Raw genomic sequence first — 12,246 nt, 5'->3', positions numbered from 1 at the left:
ATACCTAAACATTATATTTATATAGGTAGTTTTAAATTTGTATTTTTAATTTTTTGATACGTAAATATTTTTAATCAAAATTCTATGGGGTTTATTGCGATTGATTTTGAAACAGCCAACGATAAAAAGACCAGCTCTTGTTCTATTGGATTAGCCGTTGTTGAAGATCTCGAAATAGTAGATACACAACATCATTTAATTCAACCCTTTCCGAATTATTATTTCGATAAGAATATTTCTATTCATGGAATCACTCCTGAAATGACTTTGGAAGCCCCTACTTTTGACAATGTGTGGGGAAACTTATCCGGTTTACTTACAAAATATCCATTAGTGGCTCATAATGCTGGTTTTGACATGAACGTTCTTTTAAGTTCTCTGAATGTTTATGGAACAGCACTGCCAACTATTGACTTCTTTTGTTCCTTAGTAATGTCAAGAAAAGCTTTTCCGGGTTTAACGAGTTATGGGTTAGCAAACCTCTCCAATCATTTTAACATTCAACTTAATCACCATAATGCAGAAAGTGACGCAATGGCTTCTGCTATTATATGTATTGAGATGTTAAAGGAGCATCAGTGTAAATCTTTAGAAGAATTAAGTCAAAAGTTTGATCATAAAATTGGCACTGTATCTAGTAGTCAAGGATATAATTCTTATGGATCTGGAAGACCCTATAAAAGAAAAAAAGAATATGTTTTTGCAAGTCCTAGTCAACCCGATCCTAAACATAGATTTTATAAAAAATCAGTGTGCTTTACAGGAAGATTGAGTGAGATGAATAGAAAGTCTGCCATGCAAAAGGTGATAAACGTCGGCGGATATGTATTACCAGATCAGATTTCACCTCAAACAGATTACTTGGTTGTGGGGAAACAAGATTTTAAAAAATTTGGAAATGGCTTTAAGTCCACTAAAATTAAGCATGCTGAAGCTTATGAAGAACAAGGATTTCCCATTTTTATAATGGGAGAAAATGAATTTCTAATGAGTTTTGATGACTAAGCCCCTTTAATTTGAGCATGTTTAAATGATAGCTTAATAGTATTACCAGCTTCATCTTTTAAATAGAACTTATTTCTTTTTATAAATAACTCTCCTTGGGGCACTTCATTTACTACTTTATTACTTATTTTTTTGACAGTAAAAATCGCTTCCTCAAAAATAAATTGAAAGGGAGCTTCGGGATATTTGAAATAGCAGTTAAATGATAATTGCTTTTCTATATTAGTAAGTAGACATTTGTAATACATAAATCCGTCAAAAATAAAGTTGTAGACAGTGTTAAGAAGCAAAAAATTTATCATAAACGCTAAAGTTTACCATCAAAATACCTAAAAAGGGGTACTGTTAATATTAAAATAACCACAACTAAACATCAAATAATTATATATGAATAGACTATTCACTTTACCTTTCATCATTCTCCTACTTCTATTTGGTTGTCAGAAACCACAGGAAAAAGTATTGAGAATAGCCGTTTCTGCTAACATGGCATTTGTGATGAAAGAATTATCAAATACTTATACTGAAAAATATGGCATCCCTTGTGAATTAATTATTGGTAGTTCAGGCAAGCTCTCCCATCAAATAAATAATGGTGCTCCGTATGATGTTTTCATTAGTGCTGATATGAAATACCCCACATTGTTATATGAACAAGATCGTACTACATCTTCACCAAAAATATACACTTACGGCACTTTAGTTTTGTGGTCTACTAAACATGATGATTTGAATGAAATCAACATGCTAAATAATACAAAAATAGAAAAAATAGGAGTTGCTAACCCCAAAACAGCACCTTATGGTATTGCGGCAATGTCGGTTTGTGCTGATGCTTTATCTAAATCTACTATAAAAGATAAGATTGTGTTTGGGGAAAGTATTTCTCAAATCAATCAATATATAGTAAATCAAGCCGTTGATGTAGGGTTTACTTCTTTATTTATTGTCAATTCTGAAGCTATGAAAAATAAAGGGCATTGGATAAAAGTTAACCCCTCTCTTTACCGTCCAATTGCGCAAGGTGGTGTAGTTATAAAAAATAATCAGGAAGAAATAGCAGAAGAATTTTTAAATTGGATGTTGAATGACGAAGGTCAAAAAATAATTAATGGTTATAAAGAATAAGTATTGAATCGTTTTAAAGGAAAAATAGATCAAATTTATGGCAAAGAGAATATTCATCAATTAAAAATCAAACTTGGTGAAGTTATTTTCAGTGCTTTGATAATTGACCACGAAATAAACAAAGTCAATTACAAAATTGGGGATGAAGTTGAAGTTTTTTTTAAAGATTCAGAGGTCTTTCTTGGTAAAGACTATCTTGAGGATATTAGTGTACAAAATCAGATAAAGGGTGAAATCATTAAAATTGAAGAAGGAGATGTTCTTTCTAGAGTTTATTTATCTACCATTATAGGTACTATTTCTTCTCTTATTTCTTCCACTTCACTTCATCGTTTAAATTTACAACTGAATGAAGAAGCATGTGCATTTATTAAAACTAATGAACTAATATTAAATGAATTGGCTTCCCCTACTCATCACCTTTAAATTAGCATTGATCACCACATTATTTTTATTGGTGATTTGCATTCCACTAAGCTATAAAATTAGTGGTTTTTCTAATTGGAGTAGTTCTTTTCTTGAATCTCTTTTTAGTTTACCTCTTGTTCTTCCCCCCACTGTTATAGGGTTCTATTTACTCCAAGCTTTTAGCCCTAATAACCCTATTGGGAGTTTCCTAAAAGATACTTTGGGTATAAAACTTTTATTCTCTTTTGAAGGATTAGTAGTGGGTTCTATCATATATAGTTTCCCATTCATGTTTCAGCCTATTGTCAATGGATTTAGAAAAATACCTCCACAACTTTTACATGCTTCGGCATTAATGGGGAAATCCAAGTTTCAGACCTTTTATAAAATTAGTTTACCATTTATTCAAAAGTCGATATTTACAGGTTGTATTATGACTTTTGCTCATACTGTCGGAGAATTTGGTGTTGTATTAATGATAGGTGGAAATATTCCTGGAGTTACTCAAGTGGCTTCTATTGCCATTTATGATGAAGTTGAAATGATGAATTTTACTGCTGCTAATCAATATTCAATTACTTTATTGATCTTCTCCTTTTTGATCCTCTTTTTTATGTTTATCATTCAACGTAAAAATCAAAACCATGATACGAATTAAAGCTAATCATCTCTTTAAAGAGGCATCATTCCATGTATCATTTGATGTAAACATTGAGCAAGGAGACTTTATAGGTATTTTTGGCCCTTCAGGAGCTGGGAAAACTACACTTCTCAATATTATCTCTGGGTTAATTGATGCAAACAATACTTTTTTAGAAGTCAATGGAATAAAATGGGTAGATACATCTAAAAACATCTCACTTCCTCCACAGAAAAGGAAAGTAGGAATGGTATTTCAGGATTTCGCATTATTTCCTCATCTAACAGTGCTGCAAAACTTAAACTACGCTACCAATAAAAACCAAAAAGAGGATAATTCTGAAGAGGTCATCACTATCATGGGATTGAAGGAATTACTAACCCTCTTTCCTCATCAATTATCGGGTGGTCAAAAGCAAAGAGTAGCCATCGCAAGAGCAGTCATTCAACAGCCTGAAATTTTACTCCTAGACGAACCTTTATCAGCACTTGATCCATCATTAAGAAGTAAACTGCAAGATTATCTCTTAAAAATTCATGCACGATTTCAGCTTACAACATTAATGATTAGTCATGATATTCCAGAGATTTTTAAACTTTGCAATAAAGTTCTACCCATAGAGAATGGTCAATCTAAAGAACTCACGTCTCCACTACTCTATTTTAATCCAAGCCCACTGCAAGGAAAATTTAGGCTAGACGCAAAAGTACTCAACATTAAATGTGTTGATGTATTAGGGATTATCACCTTGCTTATTGGCAAGGAAGTCATTCAAGTAACTACGAACCCTGAAATTGCAGATAGCTTAGTTTTGGAACAAGAAGTAAAAATTAGTATAAAAGCATTTCAGCCAATTATCGAAATAGATTAAACGACTTCTTCCTCCATATTGACATAAAACTTATCTAATTGATATTTAACGAATAACCCTTCAATATCTTCCTCTGAAAGAGGGCTTTGACATATAAACAGAGGTCTTCTTGTACTATTACTACCTGATAATATCATTACAGGGTGATTACTTCTTAATAATTTTACTTTATTATTATTAAGTGTAATACTGAATTCTTTTTTTAAAATTGCTCTTTTAGTGGTCTTTAGAATCAAAGAATAGTCGAGAGCATCATAAACAAAATAATATTCCATTTTGATGTTGAGTAAATAGATTTAATTTGAGAACTTAAGCAGGATATTTCATCAATCATTATATAAAAAAATATCATTTAACTATAATGAAGTCCTAATTTATAAGCTTTGATTTATATATTTATAAAAATAAAAATTATTAACCGAATATCAAATATAAATTATAATACCATTACATAGTTTGGTTATTCTTTAATATTTTATTTAAAATCATACGTATCCATTCAAAAATTTTCAAGCTAACAATTATTAAATTATGAAAGTTACTTATCTCGGACATGCATCTTTATTGATAGAAACTGAAGGGAAAAAACTTTTAGTTGACCCTTTTATTTCTGCTAACGAAAAAGCAAACCATATCAATATTGACGCCTTAGAAGCTGATTATATTCTAATTACTCATGGCCATCAAGATCATGTGCTGGATGTAGAAAGCATTGCTGAACGTACAAAAGCAACACTAATCTCTAATTTTGAAATTATATCTTATTATGGGGAAAAAGGCTTAAATGGTCATCCGATGAATCATGGCGGACAATTTAATTTCGATTTTGGCCTCCTTAAATATGTTTCTGCAATTCATTCAAGTGTTTTACCTGATGGTACTTATGCAGGCAACCCTGGTGGATTTGTCCTTTCAAATAAAGAAGGATGTATCTATATCGCTGGTGATACTGCTTTAACTTATGATATGAAACTAATACCAATGACTTCTCCTAAATTGGATTTAGCTATTCTCCCTATTGGTGATAATTTCACTATGGGAGTAGACGATGCAGTCATTGCTTCTGAGTTTATTGAATGTGATAAGATTTTAGGCTATCATTATGATACATTCCCTCCGATTGTAATCGATAAACCTGCAGCTATCGAAAAGTTTGATAAAAAAGGAAAGGAATTATTACTACCAACTATTGGTGAAAGTGTAAGCCTTTAATCACACCTTATTGCCATCGATAATTTGATATATCGGTGGCAATATTCTAAAACCACCATTCAGATTTCAATCCTATATACTGACCAAAATCCCCTTGATTTCCTGCTTCATAAAATTGAGACAACCCATTTGATTTTACAACATCATTATAGAAAGCTAAAGAATAAACAAAACGAATGTGAGGTCTAGCCATTAACGTCCTTTCTCCAGTTGGAACATAGACGGGAGCAATAGTAAATTTATTCATTACCCCTAAACCAGGATCAAAACCAACGATTCCGTTAGTATACTCCTGATAGTCTCTCATTTGGTAATGATATTCTAATATCAATTGAATTTTATTGGATAAATATATTTGAGGTCGTACACCTATTGTAAAATCCCATTTTTCATTTGGTCTAGAATCCCCAACAAATACCGGAGAACTAGCACCAATAGCGTATCTATAGGCAGCATATCCCATTAGACCCCATTTTTGATTAATATCCCAAACAAAGTTCTCTGTTAGATTTAATCCTTTAGCACCATCATATTGCCCTTTTAAGTTAGGATTACCAAAATTGATGAACGTTCTTGATGACCAACCATCATCACCTGGGCCATTGGCGATTCTAGTACCATAACGTGCGGAGGAGTTATTAATAAAGTTCCCCTTTTGATAGCGATGCATTACACCACCAACAAAACCATAATCACTGACCCTATCTATTATAAAAGCAGGGTTTTTTAAAGAATCTAAACCTGTAAAGTGATATTCTCCTAAAAGGTGTAGGGATTGGTTCTCATTGATAGGTATCTTATGTTGTAAGGCCAAAACATGTTTTTGTCGACCATCATCGTATAATTCATCTCCATATGGATTTCCAGGCTGATCTTGAAGTACCAAAGAACTTACTAAGGCTATTTTTGTATTACCGTATTGAAATCCAAAACCTTGACCCGTTAGGTTATTAAAAGTCCAATAATCTGCCATATCAATATTCTTATCTCTGTAATACCTACTTCCTACCCATAAAGAAACAGGAATATTAAACAAAGTATCATATACTTCAAGGTACATTTCTGCAAAATTTATGACCGTGTTGTTAGCAATAAAAGTGTTATTTCCAGAGAAAGATTGTGTTGTTAAAACGAAACGAATATTGGGCTTATCCTCATCCATAGAAAATATTTCATCAATATTAGCTACGACCGTCATTTCTATATAGTCGTTTTCTTCATGACGACCACCCAATGCACCCTGATGACTTAAATTTAACCGAGAGCCTACTTTTTCTTCATAAACTGATGAAGAAACACCTACCCTTCCGTAAGAATGAAATTCAAATTTAGAGTTTTGCCCAAATAAAATAGACGAAGAAAAAAATAGAAAGAGTAATAAATTTTTATACATAGTAATTTGGATTGTACAACAATATAAAAAATAACTTAAGCGTAATAAAATTTATTGCTGCTGTTTTTAATAAAAACCTTCCATCCTCTCTAACTAATTTTAATTATAAAACAGAAAATCCATGTTATATCACCAATTCATCAACATAAAGTTGATCGGCAATACAACATGGATTTTAATTATTCTTTTAGAATACTAGCAGGTACTTATGATGCTTTTGAACAGCATGCTTTTTCTCCGTTAGCAATCTTTTCTTTACAACATTTGTGCATAGCAGTCTCGTCGCTCATTTTACAATCTGACTTATCTCCATTGCTACACTTTTCACAAGTTGCACAAGATTCTGTATTCGCTTTTACGCAGCATCCTTCCTCAGAAGTTGAAGTAGCAGTTCCACAGCTCATCATAAAAACAGTGGCTGCTACTGCAAAAAATTTAATTACTTTTTTCATGTCTAATGATCATTGATATTATACATCAAATATACTAAATACTAATGTTTATAAATGCAAAAAGGTTATCAAAATGATAACCTTTAAATTCCTTTCAGTAGAAGTTGTATTAAGCTAATGCTTCAGAAAGCTGATCCATTAGTTTTTTTGCTACACTTCTTGGTTTTTGAGCTTTAAGTTTAGCTAAAACAGTTTGTGCCTCAGCTACTTTTTCAAAAACACCATCTGGGTTACCGTCATTTTTGAATGAAGCTAATACCCAAGTTAGATCATTAACTTGTGTTTCGTATTCTCCTTTCTTATTTAGACTCGTTAATTTGGTAAGAGCAGCTTCAGCAGCCGCGACGATTTTTACTTCGCTCATGATAATTAATTTTGTTGCAATAGATATAATCTTTGTATCATTAACAATACAATAATAAAAACTATCTATTTTGTATGCAAATAGTTTGAACTCTTTGAAAATAAGAATATTACAACAAATTTAAACGTAATTATTACACAAACATTAATTAACAATATAAAATATTAAAAAAAGTAAAAAACTTAGAATAATATTTCGTGTGAATTCACACTTTCTTCTTACATAACTACTTATTACTTAAATATTACATTATCGTAATCTTTATATAATAAATTATATTTTTTTTCAATAAAAGTTAAAACACTCTATATTCTATTCCTTCAAGCAAATCTAGCTTATTTAATAGCTCTGTTGAAGGGTCCACTTTATAGGTCTTAGAAAACAAATTAATGACCATATTATCTTCTCTAGAAAATACCTCTAAAGACATCTCTCTGTTACCTTGGTGTTCTTCAACTATATGTACCAATTCCATAATTGTATCGTCAGTTAATGACGTTACATCTACAGATAAATCAATGCCTTTACAGAAATGATCTTTTACAGAAGAAAGTGCCATAATTTTCTTTGGATTCAACTCCCACTTCCCTTTATCTCTATAGCTTTCTTTTACATTGCCAACCACGCAAACAAAGTCTCCTTCATTTAAGAAATGACGGTGTTTATTAAATGCCTCACCAAACATGGCCATTTGGGTAATCTGTTCGTAATCTTCAATTGAAAATATACCAAACTTATTACCATTTTTACTTTCAAGAATCTTAGCTTCAGTGATCATTCCTCCCACCTTGATTTCCTGTTGCTTGTGTAAATCAATATTTTTAACCGGAATACAGAAGTTTTCTAGTTCCATTCGATACATATCTAATGGATGCCCAGAAATGAAGAACCCTACTACTTCTTTTTCAAATCGAAGTTCTACCAATTTTGACCATTCTTCTACTTCAGGTAATCTTGGTGGCGGTACAGATCCACCATCTGAGCCACCAAACAATGAGGCTTGAGCAGATAGCTTATCCGCTTGAACACGGTTACCATAACGAAGAACTAAATCAATACCTGAGAACTTCTCTCCTTCTGGGATATGGAAATATTGTGCTCTATGAAATTGGTAATCATCAAATGCTCCGGCATAGGCCAAAGATTCCATTACCTTTCTATTGACTGCTTTTAGGTTAACTCTTTCTATGAAATCAAAAATTGATTCATACGGTTTCTCTTGCCTTCCTTCAATAATAGCATTGATTGGTCCTGATCCAACACCTTTCACTGCACCTAAACCAAAACGAATCGCACCGTCTTCGTTCACAGAGAATTTATATTCTGATTCGTTTACATCAGGCCCTAATACTTTAATACCCATTCGGCTACATTCCTCCATAAAAAAAGTCACCTTTTTGATATCACTCATATTATGAGTAAGCACAGAAGCCATATACTCTGCAGGGTAATTGGCTTTTAGATAACCTGTATGGAATGCTACTACAGAATAGCAGGTGGAGTGAGATTTGTTAAAGGCATAAGCGGCAAAGGCTTCCCAGTCAGTCCACACTTTTTCAAGTGCTTTTTGATCATGACCATTGGATGTACCACCTTCTATAAACTTAGGTTTTAACTGCTCTAGTAATGCAAAGATCTTCTTACCCATTGCCTTACGAAGCATATCGGCTTCACCTTTTGTAAACCCTGCCAAAGACTGAGAAAGTAACATTACTTGCTCTTGGTAGACTGTAATACCATAGGTCTCGGCTAAGTACTCATCCATTTTAGGAATATCATACACAATTTCTTCATCACCGTGCTTACGAGCAATAAAGTTCGGAATGTATTCCAAAGGACCTGGACGGTACAAGGCGTTCATGGCAATTAAATCACCAAAAACATCGGGCTTAAGAGAACGAAGGTGTTTCTGCATACCTGCAGACTCAAATTGGAAAGTACCATTGGTTTCTCCTCTTTGATATAATTCGTAAGTCTTTCTATCATCTAATGGAATATCATCTGGATCGATGTCAACTCCATGTCTTTGTTTAATTAATTTGATAGCATCTTTGATAATGGATAAGGTTCTTAAACCTAAGAAGTCCATTTTCAACATCCCTGCAGATTCTACCACAGAGTTATCAAATTGTGTTACTAGAAGATCCGCATCCCTTGCTGTTGTTACCGGAATAAATTTAGTAATATCATCGGGTGTAATGATAATACCACAGGCGTGAATACCTGTATTTCTTACTGAACCTTCTAAGACCCTTGCTGTATTTAAAACCTGTCCCTCTAAACCTGTTTCTGTTGAAATAGATTTTAAGGCATTGGCCATTTCAATTTGTTCATTATTCAGCTTTTCTGATAATTGATCATCAGACATACCGAATAACTTTTTCAGCTTCATATCGGGAACTAATTTTGCAATTCTATCTGCATCACTTAAAGGCAAGTCCATTACTCTGGCTGTATCTTTAATAGATGATTTCGCTGCCATAGTACCATAAGTAATAATATGCGATACCTGATTAAAGCCATACTTATCTACTACCCAGTTGATAATTTTTTGTCGACCTTCATCATCAAAGTCAATATCAATATCGGGTAAGGATACACGATCGGGGTTAAGGAATCTCTCAAATAGTAAATCATATTTGATGGGATCCACATTGGTAATACCAATAGCATATGCTACAGCAGAACCTGCCGCAGAACCACGGCCAGGACCAACTGATACACCCATATTTCGAGCTTCTGTTGTAAAATCCTGTACAATCAAGAAATAACCCGGATATCCTGTATTCTCAATGGTTTTTAATTCAAAATCTAGACGTTCGCGAATATCGTCTGAAATTTCTCCATAACGTTTTTTGGCACCTTCATAAGTAAGGTGTTTTAAGAATGCATTTTCTCCTCTTTTTCCTCCATCTTTCTCATCTTCCTCATTTTTAAACTCCTCAGGAATATCAAAAGCAGGAAGAAGTACATCTCTAGCTAATACATAAGATTCTATTTTGTCTACAACTTCCTGGGTACATTCAATAGCCTCAGGTAAATCGTAAAACAATTCTTTCATTTGATCAGCCGTCTTAAAATAAAACTCGTGGTTAGGGAAACCAAATCGGAATCCTCGACCTCGACCAATTGGAGTAGATTGCTTTTCTCCATCTTTTACACACAAGAGAATATCATGTGCTGAAGCACCTTCCTCATCTATGTAATAGACATTATTTGCCGCAAAATATTTTACATCATATTTTTCAGCAAAGCGTAATAATACATCGTTTACATGGTCTTCTTCTTCCAAACCATGACGACATAATTCTATATAAAAATCATCTTTAAAATGCTCTAACCACCAAACAAACTCCTGTTCTGCTTGTTCTTCACCTACATTTAATATCAAGTTATTGACCGGAGACTGAAGCCCACCAGTTGTAGCGATTAGATCATTTTTGTATTCTAAAAGTATTTCTTTATCAATTCTAGCATATGTACCATCTCTATCTGTGTAAGCTCCTTCAATAAAACCTTCTGAAGATAATTTAGCCAGATTATGATACCCATCTTTATTTTTAGCAATCAATACCTGATTGGAGCGTCTGTCCGGATCATCTCTAGTGAATTTTCTTTTCTTTCGATCATTCACCATATATACTTCGCAGCCCACAATTGGTTTTAATTCTGCTTTTAATACATCCCTTACAAAGTGATAAGCAGTATACATATTACCATGATCGGTTAAGCAAACTGCTTGCACGCCTTCCTCTTTTGAACGCGCTACCAAATCACCAATGGTACAAGTTGCTCTTAAGATAGAAAATTGGGTGTGGGTATGAAGATGAGTAAATGGCACATCTTTTAGACGAGCTAAACCTTCTTCTTTACTTATAGATCCTCTACCTTTATTTTTAGAAGCTGTTTTAAAAGCAAAATTAGCTTCATCTAATTCAGGAGCATCATATATAACCGCCTCAACAGCCACATCATTAATAGGAGTAACTACCCCATGCTCAATCAAACCGAAGAAACAACGTGCTGTAGCATCTACATCATAAGCCGCATCATGGGCATCGGCAAAAGGAACACCAAATAATCTATTATGAAGTTCTGTTAAGCTTGGAGATTTGTACTTACCACCACGACCACCTGGTAATGCACAAAAATCAGTGGACGATTTCATGGTATCAATCACCTCCACTTCTAGGATACTGCTTTCTATGTTTGCCCTTAGATATTCAGCTCCTGTTACATTAATATCAAACTGAAGGTTATGACCAATTTGCCTATCCGCTTTAGCTAAGTCTACTTTAAACTCTTCTAAAACATCTGCAATTGGATGACCTTCGGCTAAAGCATGTTCAGTCGTAATACCGTGTACCTTTGTCGCATTAAATGGAATGGTATATCCATCAGGGCGTACAATTAAATTTTGTGCTTTAATTAATTTACCATGATCATCATGAAGTTGCCAAGCCAATTGTACTACTCGTGGCCAGTTTTCTAAATCTGATAATGGTGCATTAAAATTTTTCGGTAAACCTGTGGTTTCGGTATCGTATATGATGTATGCCATGCTGCGTCCTTTCTAACTTAAGTTTGACGAATTCACTTATTCGTCATTCCCAAATCTCTTCTTCATTGAGTTTACAAAACTAACAAAATTTTATATGTAATAGCATAATTTATTAAGCATTAATCTTGATTAATGAAGGGGATTAAAAACAATCAACATATTAAGAATTATTTTGTGTAAATCTTTTAGTAACTTATTTGATGAAATAAAAG

The 12,246-nt window shown here is 33.2% G+C and carries 12 protein-coding genes; 6 read left to right on the top strand and 6 right to left on the bottom strand.

Annotation, left to right across the window (positions count from 1 at the left end; genetic code table 11):
• Positions 1-84: 84 nt before the first annotated feature.
• On the top strand, positions 85-1,005 hold the full coding sequence (locus NH26_RS01685) for an exonuclease domain-containing protein (RefSeq protein ID WP_044226824.1): 921 nt from the start codon (positions 85-87) through the stop codon (positions 1,003-1,005).
• Here NH26_RS01685 and NH26_RS01680 read toward each other — a convergent pair.
• A complete protein-coding gene (locus tag NH26_RS01680) occupies positions 1,002-1,253 on the bottom strand; it encodes a hypothetical protein (RefSeq protein ID WP_199880223.1) in 252 nt (83 codons plus the stop codon). The two genes, NH26_RS01685 and NH26_RS01680, sit on opposite strands and share 4 nt — an antisense overlap.
• A gap of 139 nt (positions 1,254-1,392) precedes the next feature.
• Between NH26_RS01680 and modA the strand changes: the two genes are divergently transcribed.
• From modA to NH26_RS01660, 4 genes are read left to right on the top strand one after another with little or no spacing between them, the layout of a single operon-like run.
• Positions 1,393-2,133 carry a molybdate ABC transporter substrate-binding protein gene (gene modA / locus NH26_RS01675; protein WP_044226829.1) on the top strand — a complete coding sequence of 247 codons (741 nt, stop codon included), beginning with the start codon at positions 1,393-1,395 and terminating at the stop codon, positions 2,131-2,133.
• Between the two features lie 3 nt (positions 2,134-2,136).
• Positions 2,137-2,559 carry a TOBE domain-containing protein gene (locus tag NH26_RS24960; protein ID WP_052432199.1) on the top strand — a complete coding sequence of 141 codons (423 nt, stop codon included), beginning with the start codon at positions 2,137-2,139 and terminating at the stop codon, positions 2,557-2,559.
• Positions 2,528-3,199 (top strand): molybdate ABC transporter permease subunit, encoded by a 672-nt coding sequence (modB, locus tag NH26_RS01665; RefSeq protein WP_044226832.1) that lies wholly within the window; start codon positions 2,528-2,530, stop codon positions 3,197-3,199. The genes NH26_RS24960 and modB overlap by 32 nt, the downstream gene beginning before the upstream one ends.
• On the top strand, positions 3,186-4,052 hold the full coding sequence (locus NH26_RS01660; protein ID WP_044226835.1) for an ATP-binding cassette domain-containing protein: 867 nt from the start codon (positions 3,186-3,188) through the stop codon (positions 4,050-4,052). Before modB ends, NH26_RS01660 begins: the two co-directional genes overlap by 14 nt.
• On the opposite strand, the gene NH26_RS01655 is transcribed toward NH26_RS01660, so the two are convergent.
• The gene (locus NH26_RS01655; protein WP_044226838.1) at positions 4,049-4,327 is read right to left on the bottom strand and encodes a hypothetical protein; all 279 of its coding nucleotides are present in this window, start codon (positions 4,325-4,327) and stop codon (positions 4,049-4,051) included. The two genes, NH26_RS01660 and NH26_RS01655, sit on opposite strands and share 4 nt — an antisense overlap.
• Positions 4,328-4,583: 256 nt before the next feature.
• Between NH26_RS01655 and NH26_RS01650 the strand changes: the two genes are divergently transcribed.
• On the top strand, positions 4,584-5,264 hold the full coding sequence (locus NH26_RS01650) for a metal-dependent hydrolase (RefSeq protein ID WP_044226841.1): 681 nt from the start codon (positions 4,584-4,586) through the stop codon (positions 5,262-5,264).
• Positions 5,265-5,310: 46 nt separating this feature from the next.
• On the opposite strand, the gene NH26_RS01645 is transcribed toward NH26_RS01650, so the two are convergent.
• From NH26_RS01645 to dnaE, 4 genes are all read right to left on the bottom strand, one after another.
• Positions 5,311-6,657, bottom strand: coding sequence for a carbohydrate porin (locus tag NH26_RS01645; protein ID WP_044226844.1), 1,347 nt, complete (start codon positions 6,655-6,657; stop codon positions 5,311-5,313).
• Positions 6,658-6,863: 206 nt separating this feature from the next.
• Entirely contained in the window at positions 6,864-7,109 is a 246-nt protein-coding gene (locus NH26_RS25210) for a hypothetical protein (protein ID WP_139262797.1), read from the bottom strand.
• A 109-nt stretch (positions 7,110-7,218) separates the two neighbouring features.
• The gene (locus NH26_RS01635) at positions 7,219-7,473 is read right to left on the bottom strand and encodes a hypothetical protein (protein WP_044226849.1); all 255 of its coding nucleotides are present in this window, start codon (positions 7,471-7,473) and stop codon (positions 7,219-7,221) included.
• A 295-nt stretch (positions 7,474-7,768) separates the two neighbouring features.
• Positions 7,769-12,034, bottom strand: a complete 4,266-nt coding sequence (dnaE, locus tag NH26_RS01630) for a DNA polymerase III subunit alpha (protein ID WP_044226852.1) — start codon at positions 12,032-12,034, stop codon at positions 7,769-7,771.
• Between the last annotated feature and the right edge of the window lie 212 nt (positions 12,035-12,246).

This window comes from Flammeovirga pacifica, from assembly GCF_000807855.2.
Taxonomy (GTDB): domain Bacteria; phylum Bacteroidota; class Bacteroidia; order Cytophagales; family Flammeovirgaceae; genus Flammeovirga; species Flammeovirga pacifica.
The sequence above is the reverse complement of the archived record's forward strand: the minus strand, read 5'-3'. Positions and strand labels throughout refer to the sequence as shown.